18 protein-coding genes are annotated in these 17,204 nt (G+C 63.6%); 10 read left to right on the top strand and 8 right to left on the bottom strand.

Annotated features, from left to right (window positions below):
* Window positions 1–78: 78 nt before the first annotated feature.
* The 5 genes from C7G41_RS23990 to pncA form a co-directional block, all read right to left on the bottom strand.
* Window positions 79–1,344: a DUF1236 domain-containing protein gene (locus C7G41_RS23990; RefSeq protein ID WP_106944830.1), complete on the bottom strand. Its 1,266-nt coding sequence runs from the start codon at window positions 1,342–1,344 to the stop codon at window positions 79–81.
* Between the two features lie 108 nt (window positions 1,345–1,452).
* Window positions 1,453–1,839: a GrlR family regulatory protein gene (locus C7G41_RS23985; protein WP_106944829.1), complete on the bottom strand. Its 387-nt coding sequence runs from the start codon at window positions 1,837–1,839 to the stop codon at window positions 1,453–1,455.
* Between the two features lie 14 nt (window positions 1,840–1,853).
* Window positions 1,854–3,887 carry an NAD(+) synthase gene (locus C7G41_RS23980; protein WP_106944828.1) on the bottom strand — a complete coding sequence of 678 codons (2,034 nt, stop codon included), beginning with the start codon at window positions 3,885–3,887 and terminating at the stop codon, window positions 1,854–1,856.
* Window positions 3,888–4,028: 141 nt separating this feature from the next.
* On the bottom strand, window positions 4,029–5,144 hold the full coding sequence (locus C7G41_RS23975) for an alpha/beta fold hydrolase (RefSeq protein WP_106944827.1): 1,116 nt from the start codon (window positions 5,142–5,144) through the stop codon (window positions 4,029–4,031).
* A gap of 16 nt (window positions 5,145–5,160) precedes the next feature.
* Window positions 5,161–5,799 carry a bifunctional nicotinamidase/pyrazinamidase gene (pncA, locus tag C7G41_RS23970; protein WP_106944826.1) on the bottom strand — a complete coding sequence of 213 codons (639 nt, stop codon included), beginning with the start codon at window positions 5,797–5,799 and terminating at the stop codon, window positions 5,161–5,163.
* Between the two features lie 254 nt (window positions 5,800–6,053).
* On the opposite strand from pncA, the gene glk reads away from it, so the two are divergent.
* The 3 genes from glk to C7G41_RS37935 all read left to right on the top strand — a co-directional run bounded on the left by glk (window position 6,054) and on the right by C7G41_RS37935 (window position 7,679).
* Window positions 6,054–7,025: a glucokinase gene (gene glk, locus C7G41_RS23965; protein WP_106944884.1), complete on the top strand. Its 972-nt coding sequence runs from the start codon at window positions 6,054–6,056 to the stop codon at window positions 7,023–7,025.
* Window positions 7,026–7,167: 142 nt separating this feature from the next.
* On the top strand, window positions 7,168–7,371 hold the full coding sequence (locus tag C7G41_RS23960) for a hypothetical protein (protein WP_018457896.1): 204 nt from the start codon (window positions 7,168–7,170) through the stop codon (window positions 7,369–7,371).
* A gap of 143 nt (window positions 7,372–7,514) precedes the next feature.
* Entirely contained in the window at window positions 7,515–7,679 is a 165-nt protein-coding gene (locus tag C7G41_RS37935) for a hypothetical protein (RefSeq protein WP_199198572.1), read from the top strand.
* A 61-nt stretch (window positions 7,680–7,740) separates the two neighbouring features.
* On the opposite strand, the gene C7G41_RS23955 is transcribed toward C7G41_RS37935, so the two are convergent.
* Both C7G41_RS23955 and C7G41_RS23950 read right to left on the bottom strand, forming a co-directional pair.
* Entirely contained in the window at window positions 7,741–8,118 is a 378-nt protein-coding gene (locus C7G41_RS23955; RefSeq protein WP_106944825.1) for a response regulator, read from the bottom strand.
* Window positions 8,119–8,229: 111 nt separating this feature from the next.
* On the bottom strand, window positions 8,230–9,009 hold the full coding sequence (locus tag C7G41_RS23950) for a Spy/CpxP family protein refolding chaperone (protein WP_106944883.1): 780 nt from the start codon (window positions 9,007–9,009) through the stop codon (window positions 8,230–8,232).
* A gap of 484 nt (window positions 9,010–9,493) precedes the next feature.
* Here C7G41_RS23950 and C7G41_RS23945 point away from each other — a divergent pair, with 484 nt between their 5' ends.
* The 6 genes from C7G41_RS23945 (at window position 9,494) to C7G41_RS37930 (ending at window position 15,625) form a co-directional block, all read left to right on the top strand.
* Entirely contained in the window at window positions 9,494–10,834 is a 1,341-nt protein-coding gene (locus tag C7G41_RS23945) for an ABC transporter substrate-binding protein (protein WP_106944824.1), read from the top strand.
* A 147-nt stretch (window positions 10,835–10,981) separates the two neighbouring features.
* Complete coding sequence (locus C7G41_RS23940) at window positions 10,982–11,920, top strand: carbohydrate ABC transporter permease (protein WP_106944882.1); 939 nt, start codon at window positions 10,982–10,984, stop codon at window positions 11,918–11,920.
* Window positions 11,920–12,831 carry a carbohydrate ABC transporter permease gene (locus C7G41_RS23935; protein WP_018457902.1) on the top strand — a complete coding sequence of 304 codons (912 nt, stop codon included), beginning with the start codon at window positions 11,920–11,922 and terminating at the stop codon, window positions 12,829–12,831. Before C7G41_RS23940 ends, C7G41_RS23935 begins: the two co-directional genes overlap by 1 nt.
* 6 nt (window positions 12,832–12,837) lie before the next feature.
* On the top strand, window positions 12,838–13,938 hold the full coding sequence (locus tag C7G41_RS23930; protein WP_106944823.1) for an ABC transporter ATP-binding protein: 1,101 nt from the start codon (window positions 12,838–12,840) through the stop codon (window positions 13,936–13,938).
* A gap of 33 nt (window positions 13,939–13,971) precedes the next feature.
* Window positions 13,972–14,961, top strand: coding sequence for a hydroxyacid dehydrogenase (locus tag C7G41_RS23925; RefSeq protein ID WP_106944822.1), 990 nt, complete (start codon window positions 13,972–13,974; stop codon window positions 14,959–14,961).
* A 184-nt stretch (window positions 14,962–15,145) separates the two neighbouring features.
* Window positions 15,146–15,625: a hypothetical protein gene (locus C7G41_RS37930; RefSeq protein WP_199198571.1), complete on the top strand. Its 480-nt coding sequence runs from the start codon at window positions 15,146–15,148 to the stop codon at window positions 15,623–15,625.
* Between the two features lie 33 nt (window positions 15,626–15,658).
* Here C7G41_RS37930 and C7G41_RS23915 read toward each other — a convergent pair whose 3' ends face one another.
* Window positions 15,659–16,156: a DUF1993 family protein gene (locus C7G41_RS23915; RefSeq protein ID WP_199198575.1), complete on the bottom strand. Its 498-nt coding sequence runs from the start codon at window positions 16,154–16,156 to the stop codon at window positions 15,659–15,661.
* A 138-nt stretch (window positions 16,157–16,294) separates the two neighbouring features.
* On the opposite strand from C7G41_RS23915, the gene C7G41_RS23910 reads away from it, so the two are divergent.
* Window positions 16,295–17,077 carry a transporter substrate-binding domain-containing protein gene (locus tag C7G41_RS23910; protein WP_106944820.1) on the top strand — a complete coding sequence of 261 codons (783 nt, stop codon included), beginning with the start codon at window positions 16,295–16,297 and terminating at the stop codon, window positions 17,075–17,077.
* The last annotated feature ends 127 nt before the right edge of the window (window positions 17,078–17,204 follow it).

Below are 17,204 nucleotides of genomic sequence, written 5' to 3'. Positions count from 1 at the left end.
GATTGAACGCAACTTCGCGCCGTCCGGCTGGTTCAGCCGGGCGGCGCGTTGTCGTTTCAGCGTCGTTTTCTTTCAGCGCTAGCGCGTCTGCGGTTCGATGGTCACCGTGCAGTCGCCCTGCCCTTGCGTCGCCACCACGATGTTGCCCGCGGCAGCGCCGAGGGCGATCGGCGCGGACGAGCCGCCGCCGGGCATCTGGACAGTCACGCTCAGGGAATCGCTTCGCGCGGTCGAGCCCACGGTCGAGGGTTCTGCCTGGGCCACATTGCCCGAGGCGTCCCGCCGCATGATCTGGCAGTTCACATTGCTGCTCCCGGCCGCCGCCATGCTCGATGAGCTGCCGCCGCTCATTTGGGCGCGGGCTCGTGACGGATCGCGGGGCACCTGGCTGACGATGCGATGCGTCCGCGGCTCCACGATGACGACGTCCTCATCCGTCGCGAAATATTCGTAGTCCCGATATTCGGGCTCGATCGAGACGATCTCGGGCGGAAGCCTGTGCAGACGCATGCGCGGTGGAATGGTCTCGCCGACCCGGATCGAGATGTTCAGATTGCGCTCCGGCTCCGCCAGGCGCGCACGGCTCACCGTTTCGGAGATCCGCACCTGCTTCTCGGACGTCACCTGTGTCTGCTGATTGACCTGCGTGTTGGTCTGGGTGGTCTGATTGGCTTGATTGGTCTGCGTGCCCGAGGCCGCAGGCGCGGTCTGCGCATTGTTGGTCGGGGCCGTCCGGTTCGTGTCGGTCGCGGTGGCTGGCCGGTTGCTCTGTTGCGCCGGCGGCTGCTGCTCGGCCGCGTTGCGCGGCGGCTGGGTCTGGTTGCGCTCGTTCTGGTTGGCCGCAGCTCCCGTGCGCTCGTTCTGCTGGCCGGCCGGGCCGGACTTGGACTTCTCGGACTCCGCGGTTGATTTCGGCGGCGCGGACTTGTCCTGCTTCGTCTCGGCGCTGCTCTTGCCGTCGCGGCCGGGTTTCGTGCTCTCCGCCTCGCGATTGCGATCACGCGAAGGCTCGCGGGAGTCTTGTGCCTGATCCTTCGACTTCGGCTGGTTGCGCTCGGCAGAACCGGCCGGCTGGCGCTTGTCGTCGCTCGCCTCCTGCTTGGCCGCGCCGCCCTTGTCCTCGCGGCCCGCACCCTGCAATCGCTCCTGGGCGCCCTGCGCGCGCTCTTGAACACGCTCTTGAACATGCTCTTGGGCGCCGCCGCGTTGCGGCGTAGCGCCCTTCGCCGGCTCCTCGGTCCGTTTCGGCTCGTCTCTCCGCTCACCGGGCGCCTGGGCGTAGGCGAAGCCGGAAGTGAGCATCAGTCCGATCGCCGCAGTCGATAACATCAAGTGCTTGCGCATGGTCCCTCTCCTCGGAAACTCGCAACAACAGACGCGAACGCTCTGTGGGTGCGAAGGTTCCTGATCAGGAACGAAGGCCGATCACGCGGGTCTCACATCTCACGGGTCTCACATCGGGTCCTTCATCGTGAGCCGCGCGGTGAATGTCACGCTGGTCTTGCCAACCAGCGCCATGCCTTCGACCTCGGCGCCGTCGGCGGAGTAGTCGCCCGAAAAGCCGCAGGTCACTTCCCTGCCGCCGAACGCGAGTGTCTTGCCAACGGCCTCGGTGTGCTGATTGACGGTCATATCGCCGCGCCATTTTCCGTTCCGGAACGTGTAGCTGCCGGTGTAGTAGAAATAGCTGTCGCCGCCCATGATGCGGCCATCGCAGAGCACGACGACGCCTTTGGCCTGGCCGCGCTTGCCGTCGCGCATCTCAATCTCAAAGATGTAGAGTCCGTTGAGGACCTTCCTTGGGTTGCCGCCCTGCTCGGGCCCATCGCCGGCCGACATCGCTCATCTCCCGTTCAAACCGGCACATTCCGTTCGAGATCTTCAAGCCACGCCGCCGCGCTCGAATCCGACGGCGCGCGCCAGTCGCCGCGCGGCGACAATGAGCCGCCGGCCGAAACCTTGGGTCCGTTCGGCATCGCCGAGCGCTTGAACTGGCTGAAAGCGAAGAAGCGGCGCAGAAACACCTCCAGCCAACGGCGTATTTCCTTGAGATCGTAGGCCTTGCGCTTGTCGTTCGGAAATGCCGGCGGCCACTCGCCCTCGGCGACGTCCTTCCACGCCTGCAGCGCCATGAAGGCGATCTTGGACGGCCGCATGCCGAACCGCAGCGTGTAGAACAGGTTGAAATCCTGGAGCTCGTAGGGACCGACCGAGGCTTCCGTGCTCTGCGGCTTCTCGCCGGGCTCGGCCGGAACCAGCTCCGGCGAGATTTCGGCCGACAGGATCGATCCAAGCGTTTGGTTGACGTCGTCGCTGAACTGCTTGGAAGCAATCACCCAGCGGATCAGATGCTGGATCAGCGTCTTCGGCACTCCGGCGTTGACATTATAATGCGCCATCTGATCGCCGACGCCATAGGTGCACCAGCCCAGCGCGAGCTCGGAGAGATCGCCGGTGCCGATAACGAGGCCGCCGTGATGGTTGGCGAGCCGGAACAGATAGTCCGTGCGCAGGCCCGCCTGCACATTCTCGAATGTGACGTCGTAGACCTTCTCGCCCTTGCCGAAGGGATGGCCGATGTCCTTCAGCATCTGCGTCGCCGTGGTGCGAATGTCGAGCTCCTGCCAACGCGTCTGCAACGCCTTCATCAGCGCCAGCGCATTGGTCTTGCTCTCGCTGCCGGTAGCAAAGCCCGGCATGGTGTAGGCGAGAATGTTCTCGCGCGGCAGGCCAAGAAGGTCGACGGCCTTGGCGGCGACGATCAAAGCGTGGGTGGAATCGAGCCCACCCGAGACGCCGATGACGACGCGCTTGGTGCCGGTCGCGCGCATGCGCTGGACGAGGCCCGCGACCTGGATGTTGTAGGCCTCATAGCAGTCCTGCTCGAGCAGGCTCTCGTCGCTCGGCACGAACGGAAAGCGCTCGACCTTGCGCAGGAAGCCGATGTCGGCGGCCGGCGGCTTCAGGGCAAAGCTGACTTGCCGAAAGAAGCCTTCGCGCTGCCGGCGATTGTCATCGAACGTGCCCATCGCCGCGCGCTCCTGCCTGAGCAGGTCGAGATCGACGTCGGCGTACGTGATCTGACCCTCCTGCCGGAACCGCTCGCCTTCAGCCAGCAGCACGCCGTTCTCGTAGATCGAGGTCTGGCCGTCCCAGGCGAGATCCGTGGTCGATTCCCCTGCCCCGGCGGCGGAATAGACGTAGGCCGCAAGGCAGCGCGCCGAAGTCGATTGACACAAGAGCGCGCGCGAGCGGGCCCGGCCGATCGTGATCGGGCTGCCCGAGAGATTGATCAGCACGCTCGCGCCTGCGAGTGCGAGCTCGGAGGCCGGCGTCACCGGGATCCACATGTCCTCGCAGATCTCGACGCCGATGGTCAGGCCCGGAACGTCCTCGGCCGCGAACAGGAGGTCGACGCCGAACGGGGCATGCAGCCCGCCAAACGCGATCATCTCACCGACGATGCCGGCGCCGGAGGCGAAATGCCGTCCCTCGTAGAATTCGCGATAGGTCGGCAGGTAGCTCTTGGGCACGACGCCGAGGACTTTGCCGCGATGGATGACGACCGCGCAATTGTAGATGCGATTGCCAAAGCGCAGCGGCGCGCCGACGATCAGGACGCTCATCAGCGCCGAGGATGCCTCGACGATGGCCACGAGCCCGCGCTCGACCGCATCGAGCAGCGGGTCCTGCTTCACGAGATCTTCGATCGCATAGCCGGACAGGCACAGCTCGGGAAACACGGCAACCGCCACCGACTGCGCATGGCAGTCCTTCGCCGCCGCCAGAACCGCCCTCGCGTTTGCGGTGGGATCGGCAACATGAGAGGTGGTGACGCAGGCCGCCACGCGCGCAAATCCGTGGGCATAGATCGAGTGGAAACTCATCGAGCGCAGTCCCTTTGTCTCGTCGCGACCGGCTCCCGCCAGCTCCGCACTCCATTTAACCCATCGACATGGCCCCGTGCAGGCCATTCAACGGCATGCATAACGGATTTGCAGCTTCGCTGCCCGGCCCTTGGGGTAGGGTCAGGCTGTGCGCACCAGCGCGCCGGGCAGATCGTCGCACAGCCACTCGGCGATCCGGGGCCAGGCATGGGCGTGGGTCCGCGCGCCCATGAACAGGCCAAGATGGTTGCAGGCCTCGGAGGCTGCCGCAATGAAGGCGGGCGGTGTGCCGAGCAAGCCGGCGGTGGCGAGCGCCTGCGCAGCCGGCACGACGTCGTCATGGAGCCCCGCCAGCAGGAAGACCGGCGCCCTGACGTCCTTCAGATCAATCGCGCGGCCGAGTGCCGTGAATTGGCCGCGCGCGATCCGGTTCTCCCGGAAAATCCAGTTGACGATCTCGAGATAATACGTGCCGGGCAGATTGAGAGGCTCGGCGTTCCAGCGCTCGAAGCGTGCCAGCAGCGCCGCACCTTCCTCGCCGGAGAGTTCGCTCTGCAGCGCCGTCACGATGTCGTCGCGGCTCGGCGCCTTCGACCAGACGTGCAGCATCTCCCCGCCGCTGACATTGCCGCCGCCGCGCGCGACGATCTGGTCATAGATCATCTCTGGTGCGTTGCGGGCGAGTTGCGACAGCCTGGAGTCGATCGAGAGGTCGACGGGCGCGCCTGCTAGCACCAGCCGCCGCACCTTGGCGGGAAAGCGCGCCGCATAGAGCAGCGACAGCCAGCCGCCCTGGCACAGGCCGACGAGATCGACCGGCGCGCCGATCTCGTCGATGGCGACGTTGAGATCGCCGAGATAGCTGTCGATCGAGAGATAGCGCATGTCAGGTGCGGCAGAGCGCCAGTCGGTGAGATAGATCCGGTCGATGCCGCCATTTTGCAGGGACTGCACCACGCTGTGGCCGGGGGCGAAGTCGGCGATCAGGGCCCGGTGCAGCGCATAGGGCGCGCAGACCAGTGCCGGCTGGCCGGACCCCGTCCGCGTGCAATCGCGCAGGCGCATGGTCGCGAGCTCCAGCGCGACGGAATTGGGCGTGGTCCAGGGCAGGCTGCTGTCGGCCTGCTCCGGCGGACCGCGCTCGAGCCATCCGAAGCAGGCGTCCATGGCCAGCCGAGCCGCTGCGAACGGCCACAGCAGCGGGTCATCCGGGACCGGGCCCGGTGCGCGCTGCTGTTTGCCGGTCTTCTCCGCCATGGCTATGTCACGGTCCTCACAGGAAGGCCTCGAAGCTGACGAGCGAAATGCCGCGCTCCCGAAAACTCTGATGGGTCGCGGCCACCGAGCCGTCGAGATCGATGCCCCGGCAGGCGTCTTCGATGACGGCGACCCCGAACCCGGCCTTGCGGGCATCCTCCGCCGAGAAGCGGACGCAGAAGTCGAACGCGAGGCCGGCGACGAAGACGGTGTTCAGCTCGCGTTCGCGCAAATATCCGAGCAGGCCGGTCGGCGTCCTCTTGTCGTTCTCGAACAGCGCCGAATAGGAATCGATGCCGCGCCGAAACCCCTTCCGCACCACCAGGCTTGCCCGGGTGGCGTCGAGGTCGCGATGAAATTCGGCGCCCGCCGTGCCTTGGACGCAATGGCTCGGCCAGAGCACCTGGACGCCGTAGTCAAGCGCGATGGTCTGGAACGGCTGTTTGCCCGCGTGGTTCGGGGCAAAGGAGACATGATCGCGGGGATGCCAGTCCTGGGTCAGCACCACATTGGCGAATTTTTGGGCGATCCGATTGATGGCGGGGACGACCTTCTCGCCGCCGGGCACGGCAAGCGCCCCGCCCGTGCAAAAATCGTTCTGCACGTCGATGACCAGCAGCACGTCGCGGTCGGAAATCTTCATCGCAAGGTCCATTCCAGGCCATCCCGCGCGACCGGCGTCGAAGGCACCTCGCCAGTGTCGATCTTCCCGCGCTGCTTCGCAACCACCGAAGCGGTGCGGCGATCTGCGCGAACGCACCCCGTCGGTCCCGGATGCAACGGTTTGGGCTCATACGTGTTGACTAGATCCACCCGGGGACGGATTCTGAAAGCCGTTCGCGTCTTGCGATCGGATATAGCGGAGGAAGCGGTTCCCGCAGCCGGAAAGGCCGCGGCAGCCATATGGACATGACCATCGGCAAGACAGGACAGATTCTTCTCGCCGATATCGGCGGCACCAATGCGCGCTTCGCGCTCAGTCAGGGCGATCAGACCGGACCGATCGACTACGTCAAAGTGGCGGACTTCCCGACCGTCCGGGAAGCCATTGCCGATGTTCTTGCGCGTCGCTCCGACGGCAAACCGCCCGCAAGGGCCGTGCTGGCCGTCGCGGGACCGGTGACCAACAACCGCTGCGTCATGACCAACAGCCCGTGGGTCATCGACGGCAACGAGCTTCAGCCCGCCCTCGGTTTCGACAGCGTCCATGTTCTCAACGATTTCGAGGTGGTGGCCTGGTCCCTGCCCGCTCTGCAGCCTGCCGACCTGATCCCGCTCGGCGGACAGGAGGGTCTTCCCGGCGAGCCGCTGCTGGTGGTCGGACCTGGAACCGGCTTTGGTGTTTCCTGCCTTGTCGAGCGCCACGGCTCACGGCTGGCCGTCGTCACCGAGGCCGGCCACGCGACCCTGCCTGCAGAGGACGAGCGCGAGGAACGCGTGATTGCGCGCCTGCGCCGACGCCTCGGCCATGTCTCCATCGAGCGTGGCGCGTTGTCCGGTTCCGGCCTGCAAAGCCTCTACGAGGCGCTGGCCGAGGTTGACGGCGTTCAGGTGCCGCATCGCGATGCTGCCGCCATCACGAAGGCGGCCCTGGAGGGCAGTTGCGAGCTCAGCCGCGCGACGCTGGACATGTTTTGCGCCATTCTCGGCTCGGTCGCCGGCAATCTCGCGGTGACCTTCGGCGCCCGCGGCGGCGTCTATATCGCCGGCGGAATCGTGCCGCGCTTTCCCGAGTTCCTTGCAGCCTCCGCGTTCCGGGCGCGCTTCGAAGCCAAGGGACGCTTCCAGGATTATCTGCGCAACATTCCGACCAGGCTGGTCACGAAACCTGATGCGAGTTTTGTTGGCCTGAAGATGTTCGCCGAGCACAGCCAGCCTTAACGGCGCGCTCCTCCGTCCGCGGGTTCCAGTCATGCACAGCTGATTGCACAGTACGCGCGCGCGACGCGGGATCGTGCTTGCGCGCACGTCCCGGATGAGAAACAATCCTGGCTTGTGTGTGGCGTAGTTGCGGGGGCGTGACATGCGTAAGCAGGATTTGGGTTTCGACTATCACCGCTATCACCGCCTGCTGCTCGAGGCGGACGACGAGGGCAAGCGGCTGGCGCTGATCGAGCTCTTGATCGAGGAAAAGGCGCGTGACCGGCTTGCCGCCCAGCGCGCTTCGGACCGCGCCGCCATGACAGCCCACACCATCGCCACCGTGCTGAAGAACGGGCGCCACTGAAACGAGTGACCGCCCTACAGTGCCCGTAAACGCGGCATCGATTGCGACTTCGTTAACGATCCCTCGAAAGCTCGCGTCAAACTTTTTGCTCTAGGACTTCCCTCACCTGATCCAATTCAGGGGCAACAAAGGGGGGAATGAACATGAGCATGATTTCGATCGCCGCGATGCCGGCCACCATCGAAGCGCGTTTGGCCGATTCTTCGTTTTCTTCGTTCAAGACCATCTTGCTGTTTTGCTGCGCGGGCCTGGTCGCCTCGTTCGGCCTGATGGCGCGCGGCATCGATCTCAGTGCCGGCCTGATGTGAGACCGCGACGCATTCCGTCGCGAAATGGCCGCCCCTGACGGGCGGCCATTTTTGTTTGGAATCAGTGCGGCGTCTTCGCTGCCGCTTCCGGAAACATCGAATCGATCATCGCCTTGAGCTGATCGATCGAAATCGGCTTGCGCAGGATCGGCCGGCGCCGGAGCAAGGACGGCAGCAGTTCCGGACCGTAGCCCGTGGCAAACAGAAACGGCTTGCCGCGACGCTCGATCAGGTCGGCGACCGGATCGACGTAGACGCCCTTGAGATTGATGTCGAGGATCGCAAGATCGTACTGTGCGGTCATGGCGAAAGCAGTGGCGTCCCTGACATTGTCCGCTTCCGCAGCAACGTGGTGGCCGAGTTCCTCCACCATGTCCGCCATCATCATCCGGATCAACGTCTCGTCTTCGACCAGGAAAACGGAGAGTCCGTCCGCCATATCAACCCCGCAATCAGCTTCCGAAGCTAATCATAGCCGAATCGCGAAGAGGATTCACGAATTCGTGGCGGGCGCCGTTAATTCAGACGCGCCCGATCCGATTCAACTTGATCAATCCAGTCCTCGTTCGTGGCTGAGCCGCACCATCTCCTGTACGAAGACCTGCTTCTGCTTGTCATCCAGGCTCGAATAGAGGGGCTCGGCGGCGTCGGCCACATTGCGCTGGTCGGCAGCGCGGTCGATAAGGAATTGGGCCTCGTTGCGCATCTGCTCGACGATGTCGTCGGGCGGATCCCGCTTGGCGCGCGCAACCCGCAGGTTGAGCCGCTCGGCACCGTTATGCCCGAGGTAGTGCATGGCGCTCGAGAAGCCGTACCAATGCTTCTCCTGGTCGGGCGTGAGATTCAGTTCGGCCTTGATCCGCTCGATATAGGAGTCGCTGTTGGTGACGATCTGGTCGGCGGTCAATTGCGGCGCGCCGGTCTGAGTGAGGACCGTGACATCCTTGTCCTGCGGCGCGTTCTTGGCCTCCTTGCTCGCCTTGGCGCCCTTGCCCGCCTTGGCGCTCTTGGCGTCCTTGTCCTTGCCGGCGCCCTGCTTGGCGTCCTTGGCCGCGTCCTTGCTGGAATCTTTGGCGGCAGGCGCCTGATTGCCATTATTGCCAACACCGAGCACGCCGGTGAAGACACCGACGACACCGCCGATCGCGCCGCCGAGCACGCCGCCGACCGGACCTGCCGCCTTGTTCCCGGCCGCCGCTCCTTCCTGAACCCCTTTGACCAGGCCTTGAGCGTTTGCCGCCGCGGCTGCGCCGAGCAGCAACACGAAAACGGACCCCAGCGCGAGCCATCGTCGCAGGTAAAGCCGCGCGAGCGGCGCCGGGTTGATCATTCTGGTCTCCATGTCGATCTGATTGGCCTGTTGGGGTGAGAGCCACCCGCCAGCTGCAACTCTATCGTTTTCACCGCTTCGAGGTCTAGGCGCCGACAAATGCTATCCACGCCCGAAAAGTGTTTGCCGCGAAGTGCTTATGCAGGGTCCTTGGAAACTGCGGCGTAATTGCGCACATGTCGGTCCAGCGCGCCAGCGCCAAGTGTGCATCGCAAAACAACCGACTCCGTTTCGTGGCCCGCGCATGACGTCGAGGGCAACTGCCGCGTCCCCGGACACAACGTTAGTTCTAGGCGCAAGCCGTTCGGTTTTCTCGACAGACGCAATCAATCATGATCTGATCGCGCTACCAATTTGCCTTCGAAGCCGACGGCATCAATAAGAAACGTCCAACAACAAACTTTCAAAAAGAAAATCAAAAACAGAACTCCGAAGAGTTCAGAGGAAACGCCAGAACAATAAAACACCCAAGCGAGGAAACGAGATGTCACGCAAGACACTGACGCGACGTCAATTTGTGGCTGCCACTGCAATGTCCTCCGCGGCGCTGATCACGGCGCCCTATGTCCGAGGCGCTTACGCCGCCGGCAAGCTCTCGATCGGCTTCTGGGACCATTGGGTCCCCGGCGCCAACGATGCTTCTACCGCCCTCGTCAAGGAATGGGGCGAGAGGGAAAAGGTCGAAGTCTCGATCGACTACATCACCAGCAACAACAAGAAGATCGAGCTGACGGCGGCGGCCGAAGCCCAGGCCAAGTCCGGTCACGACATTCTCCAGATGCCGAGCTGGTGGCCGCACGCCTATTCCGAGAATCTCGAACCGCTCAACGACGTCATGGAGCCGCTCATCAAGCAGAACGGCGAGGTGAACGACACCGTCAAATATCTCGGGCGATCGGGCGGCAAATGGCTCGCCGTGCCCGCGACGCCGGGAAGCCAGATCAAAGGCCCCTGCTCCCGCATAGATCTGATGAAGAAGCACGCCGGCATCGACGTGCAGGAGATGTATCCGGCCGGCGGTCCACCAAAGGCGGACAACTGGACCATGGAAACGTTCCTGAAGGCGGCCGAGGCCTGCCACAAGGCCGGCTTCCCGTTCGGCATCGGTCTCGGCGAGACCACCGACAGCGTCGACACCGCCGGGGCGATCTTCCAGTCATTCGGCGCCGAGCTGGTCAACGCCAAGGGCGATATCACCGTCAAGACCGACGCGGTCAGACAGGCACTCGAATTCTACAAGAAGCTGATCGCCGTGCTGCCCACCGACGCACCGTCCTGGGACGATGCCTCCAACAACAAATGGCTGATCTCGGGCCGCGGGGCGATGATCCTCAATCCGCCGAGTGCCTGGGCGGTCGCCAAGCGCGACGCACCGCAAGTCGCCGAACAGTGCTGGACGCACGGTTTCCCATCCGGTCCGAAGGGACGTTTTGCGCCCTTCCTGCCGTACTTCTGGGGCGTCTGGGCCTTTGGCAAGAACAAGGAAGCGGCCAAGAGCTTGCTCGTTCACCTGTCCTCGCCCGCGGCGATCGAGAAGTTCGTCGCCGCGAGCGGCGGGTACGATCTCCCGGCCTACGCGAACATGACGAAGTTCAAGACCTGGGCCGAGGAAGGGCCGCCGAAGGGCACGCTCTTCCACTATCCAGATCCCTACAAGCAGCAGACCATGTCGATCGCCGCGTCTCCAGCGCCACCGAAGATCGCCCAGCAGATCTACTTCCAGGCGACGCTGACCAAGATGGCGCTGCGCTTTGCGCAAGGAGAGAAGCTGGAAACGGCGCTCACCTGGGCCGAGGGTGAGTGCGAAGGCTTCATGCGGACCTGAGCCGGGTGTGTGCCACGGCGGTTCACGCCTCGCGCGTGAGCCGCCGAGGCACCCCTCGCGCGATCCGCTTGCCGAATGAAGCCGACGTCAGCGCCGGCTTCGCCGTTCCACATGTCCTGCTACATGTCCTGCAAAGAGGCTAAATTCATGGCCGATGTCGTCGTTGAGCAAGGCCGTCTCGCTCGTGCAGCGAGACCGCGCAAACGGGCGAGCCTGCGCAATGCAATGGGACGGAAATCGACCGTAGCGTTCTTCCTGACGCTGCCGCTGATCCTCCTGATCGCCCTGCTCGTGCTCTATCCCGCCTTCTATTCGGTCTACCTGGCGACGCTGAACAAGGCGATGACGAAGTTCGTCGGCCTCAGTAATTTCACCTTCCTGTTCAAGCGCGAAACGTTCTGGATGGTGGTGCGACAGTCCTGCATTTTTGCGGTGACGGCCGTGGTCTTCAAGGCCCTGATCGGCTTCATCGTCGCGCATTTCGTCCACAACATTCCCGGCAAGAAGCAACGTAAATGGCGCGGCATGCTGCTGGTGCCCTGGGTGATCCCGCCGGCGATGAGCACGCTGGCATGGCTGTGGCTGTTCGATCCCTCCTACAGCGCCTTCAACTATACGCTCTCGTTCTTCGGCATCGGTCCCATCCCGTGGCTCGGTGACACCTTCTGGGCGCGTTTCTCCGTCATCCTCGTCAACGTCTGGTACGGCGCGCCGTTCTTCCTGATCATGTACCTGGCCGCGCTGAAATCCGTACCCGACCAGCTCTATGAAGCCGCAGCGATCGACGGCGCCAATTGGTGGCAGAAGATCTGGCACATCACCTTGCCGATGATGCGCAACATCATCGCCATCACCACGCTGTTCTCGCTGATCGTCACTTTCGCCAATTTCGACATCGTGCGCATCCTCACCTCCGGCGGTCCGCTGGACCGGACGCATCTGTTCGCCACTTGGGCATTCCAGGTCGGCATCCAGAGCAGCGACATTCCGCTCGGCGCCTGCGTCTCGCTGTTCATGGTGCCGATCCTCGCCGTCGCAGCGGTCTTCATCCTGCGCGATGTCAACAAACGTGGGAACGAAGCCTGATGAGCACGCTCGCAATCGACAAGGCCGGACCGACACGCAAGGTCAAGCTTCGAAGCATGAGCCGCGACCGCACCTGGGCGCTGCGCTGGTCCTACTTCTTCCTGGTGCTGTTTGCGATCTTCTTCCTGATCCCGCCGATCTACATGCTGATCACCTCGCTCAAGAGCAGCGCGGAGATCTCGGCGGCCACCAATCCGTGGTGGGTATTTCATCCGACCCTGTCGAATTATGTCGAGCTATTGACCTCGAACCAGTTCCTGCGATTCTTCTGGAATTCGTCGATGATCTCGATCGTGGTCGTGATCGTGACGATGCTGATCAGCATTCCGGCGGCGTTCGCATTGGCCCGGATGAAGTTCTGGGGCTCGGCGACGCTCGCGACCGGCGTCTTTCTCACCTATCTGATCCCGGACAGCCTCCTGTTCATTCCCTTGTTCAAGATGCTCGCGGTCGTCCAGGACGTCACCGGCATCACTCTTCTCAACCGCTGGTACGTGCTGGTGTTCATCTATCCGACGCTGACCGTGCCGTTCTGCACCTGGATCATGATCGGTTATTTCGCCTCGATCCCGAAGGAGCTGGACGAGGCGGCTCTCATCGACGGCGCCTCCTGGCTCCAGACCCTGACGCGGATTTTCATCCCCGTCGCCCTGCCCGGCCTGATCGCAGCGACCATCTTCGCCTTCACCGTATCCTGGGCACAGTTTCTCTATCCCCTGGTGTTCACGACATCCATCGACCAGCTCGTGCTGCCGGTCGGCATCACCACCACGCTGATCAAGGGTGACGTCTTCAACTGGGGTCAGATCATGACCGGCGCGCTGCTTGGCGCAGCCCCGCCGCTGGTCATCTACGCCTTCCTGATGGACTATTACATTGCCGGCCTGACCGCCGGCGCGACAAAGGGTTGATGTCTTATGGCTGAAGTTGCGTTGCGGAAGGTGGTCAAGCGTTACGACGACGTCGAGGCGGTGCGCGGCATCGATCTCGACATCTCCGACCATGAGTTCATCGTACTCGTCGGCCCCTCCGGCTGCGGCAAGTCGACGACGCTGCGGATGATCGCGGGCCTAGAGGACATCACCGACGGCGACATCATGATCGGCGGCGACGTCGTCAACGACGTGCCGCCGAAGGACCGCGACATCGCGATGGTGTTTCAGAACTACGCGCTCTACCCGCACATGACGGTCGCGGAGAACATGTCGTTCGGGTTGCGCCTCAAGCATTACCCGAAGGCCGAGATCAAGGCGCGGGTAACCGAGGCCGCCCGCCTCCTGGACATCACCGACCTGATCGACCGCAAGCCGAAGCAGCTCTCCGGCGGCCAGCGCCAGCGCGTTGCGATGGGCCGGGCCATCGTGCGCAACCCGAAAGTCTTCCTGTTCGACGAACCGCTGTCCAATCTCGACGCCAAGCTGCGCGTGCAGATGCGGATCGAGATCAAGAAGGTGCACCAGAAAGTGCGCACCACGACGGTCTACGTCACCCACGACCAGGTCGAGGCGATGACGCTGGCCGATCGCGTGGTGGTAATGAACAAGGGGCGGATCGAGCAGATCGGCACACCGAACGAGCTCTACCACAAGCCTGCGACGCGCTTCGTCGCCGGCTTCATCGGCTCGCCGGCGATGAACTTCATTCCATGCCGGCTCGAGGAGGTCGGCGGCAAGCTCAACGTCCGCCTCACGGACCGCATCTCGTTCCCGTTGCCGCCGGCCCGCGCCGCCCGTTACAGCGCGCTGCCCCGAACTGAAAACCTGTTGCTCGGCATCCGGCCCGAACATCTCACGGAATCGCATGCGCATCTGGAGCCGGGTGTCGAGACCTTCGACACCGTGCTTGATGTCACCGAGCCGATGGGAATGGAGACGCTGGTCTATTTCGGCCTGGAAGGCACGCCGATCTGCGGCCGTGTCGATCCCAATGCGGGCGCCAAGGACGGGGGCCCCATGCGTTTGGCGATGGACCTCAACAATATGCACCTGCTAAACGAGGCGACCGGCGTCGTATTGTGACGGCCGGGCAAGAAACTCGTGCAGGTAGGGACGATGTCGACCAACAAGAAGAAAATCTTTGTCACTCAAACTTTGTCGCAAGGGGCACGCGCCCTCCTCACCCAGCGAGATGACATCGAGCTCATCGAGTTTCCGAACCTGATCTCCGCCAAGGACTTCGAGGCCCTGCTGAAGAGCCACGCGCCGGTCCATGGCGTGGCGCTCGGCGCCACCGCTTTCGGCGAGACCGAGCTCGAAGCTTCAAAGGACATGAAGGTGGTGACCCGGATCGGCGTCGGCTACGACGCCGTCGACGTCCCCGCCCTCTCCCGCCGCAAGGTACCGCTGATGGTCGCGGGCAGCGCGAACTCGCCTTCGGTCGCGGAGCAGGCGCTGTTCATGATGCTGACACTGGCAAAACGCGCGCAGGAGATGCACGCCTGCGTCAAGGACGGCAAATGGGCCGACCGGCTCGGCATGCTGCCGTTCGATCTCTACGGCAAGACCGTCCTCATCATCGGCTTCGGCCGCATCGGCACCCGCACCGCCAAGCGCTGCCTGGCGATGGACATGAATGTACAGGTCTATGATCCCTACAAGGGAGCCGCGGAGATCAAGGCGGCAGGCTGCGAGCCGGTCGCCGATCTCGATGCCGCGCTGCCGCACGCCGATTTCGTCACCATCCACTGCCCGAAGACGCCGGAAACCGTCGGCCTGTTCGATGCGGCGCGGATCGGCCGGATGAAACCGAAATCCTATCTCATCAACACCGCGCGCGGCGGCATCGTGAAGGAAACGGCGCTGTACGACGCACTGATCTCGGGCAAGCTCGCCGGTGCGGGCATCGACGTGTTCGAGGTCGAGCCGCCGCCGGTCAGCAACGCGCTGTTTGCACTGCCCAACGTCATCATGGCCCCCCACGTCGCCGGCGTCACGGTCGAGGCGGTGAGCCGGATGAGCGAGCAGACCGCGCGCAACATCCTGAGTGTGCTGGACGGCGATCCCATCAGGCAGAACATCATCAATCAGGATGTCCTGGGCTGAGACCATCTCCCCGGCGGGTGGTTCTTCCGGCGGGCGGCCGCCCCCCGCCTTCGGAACGCCAGAATGAGTCCCATTTTGGTGCAGATCGAGCCCTCACTCAGCCTTAATCAAACCCGCGTAATAGGTCCGGCCGCGGCGGCAGTGGGACAGACTTGCCGGCCGCGTCGAGCTGGAGGATGGACCCTTGTCAGAGATCGACCCGACCGACCACGCGTTGGCGACCATCGCCAGCATCCTGGAGCACCCTGAACCCGTCCTCGTGGTGCGTGAGACCGAGACCGTAACCGTGACCGAAATGGTGGTTGCCGGTGAGCATGGGGTCGCCGACGAGCACCCGATGGTCGACGAGCATCCGGTGGTCGAGGAGCAGCCGCTGGTGCCGGAGCACACCGATGCCGACGGCTACAGCAAGGTCGGCCCCGGGCCGATGGTGGCGATCCGCCTGAAATGGACGGTCCATCGCGGCGATGACGGCCAGTTCTACGTCCACGAGACCATCGGCGAGCAGTCCGTGCCCGTGGTCAGCGGCCCGATGACGGGCGAAGCCGCTGTTCATTTCGTCGACGCACACGAGCACGAGGCACAACGGCGCTTCGAAGAGCTGCGCAGCGAGATCGCCGGCCGCAGCTCGCTCGCCGATTACGAGCGCAAGGGCGAAGCCTAGAGCGCTTTCGCGCGAAGCGGATACCGGTTCGGCTTATCGTCGTCCGAGATAATCCTTCTTCACGAGCTCGACGCCTGCGTGCCGCAACAGGTCGTAGGCGGTCGTGACGTGAAAGAAGAACTGCGGCATGCTGAAGGTCAGCAGCAGCGTCCGCCCGGTGAAGGGCAACTCGGTCCCGTTTTTCAGCCTGAAGAAGACATTCCGTTCCGCCGCAGCATCGATCTCCGCGCGCGGCAGGCTTTCGATGAACTCGATTGACGTCGCAATGCGGGCCTGGAGCCCGGCCATGTCGTGCTCCAGCACCGGCAGCGTCACCGGCTCGCGGTCGGCGAGCAAGGCCGCGGCGACCGTGGCATGGCGGCAGGCCTCGCCGATCTGTTGCGCCAGATCGTACATGTCGGGCGCCATGCGCATGCCGAGCAGGACAGCCGGGTTGAACTTCCGGGCTTCGGCATAGGCAACGCCCTTGTCGAGCAGTGCGGACAGGTTGCGCAGATACGGCACGAAGAGTCCGACCGAGGCGTCATACATCGAGATCGTCACTTCAAAATTCCCTTCACTTCCGCCTCGCCAGCGACGGGCATCTGGTCTAAATCCAAGCCTCAAGACAGGTTTCAAGAGCTGCACAATGACAGCTTGGGCATGGGTGGAAAAGAGATGATCGTTCGAATGACCATTCGAATTTTGGCGACTTTGGCCGCGGTCCTGCTGGCAAACCTTTCGGCTCACGCCCAGCAGGCGGCGCCCTCCCGCCTCGACGAGATCGTCAAGCGCGGCACTTTGCGCGTCGGCATGACCGGCGACTACAAGCCCTTCACCTATCTCGACAAGACGACGCAGCAGTTCAACGGCTTCGATGTCGACATGGCGGAGGCACTCGGCAAGGCGCTCGGCGTCAAGGTCGAGTTCGTGCCGACGGCCTGGCCGAAGCTGATGAAGGATTTCGAGGCCGATCAGTTCGACATCGCCATGGGCGGCGTCTCGGTCACGCTCGACCGGCAGAAGAAGGGCTTCTTCTCCACGCCGATCATGCGCGAGGGCAAGACGCCGATCGCGCGCTGTGCCGATGTCGGAAAATATCAGAGCATCACCGACATCGACAAGAAGGGCACCCGCGTGATCGTCAATCCCGGCGGCACCAATGAGCGCTTCGCGCGTGCCAACATCAAGGACGCCGACATCACCGTCTTCCCGGACAATACCGTGATCTTCGAGGAGATCGCCAAGGGCAATGCCGATCTGATGATGACGGACGCCTCCGAGACGCGCTACCAGCAGAAGCAGCATCAAGGCGTGCTCTGCGCGGTGCATCCCGACAAGCCGTTCGATTTCTCCGAGAAGGCCTATTGGCTGCAGCGCGACATGGCGCTGAAGGCGTTCGTCGACCAATGGCTGCACATTTCGATGCAGGACGGCAGCTACAAGAAGATCTACGCCGCCTGGTTCGACTAGGACCGCGTCCTCCTGTCGCTTGCCCCGGCCAAACTTTGGACCGGCTCCGGTGTTATTGAACCCGAAACGCAGAAAGCACGACTCATACGGTGACAGTGATCTAGATCACTTTTTGCGATCGAACCGG

This window comes from Bradyrhizobium sp. MOS002, assembly GCF_003020115.1.
Classification (GTDB): domain Bacteria; phylum Pseudomonadota; class Alphaproteobacteria; order Rhizobiales; family Xanthobacteraceae; genus Bradyrhizobium.
This window is presented reverse-complemented; position numbering and strand designations above follow the sequence as displayed.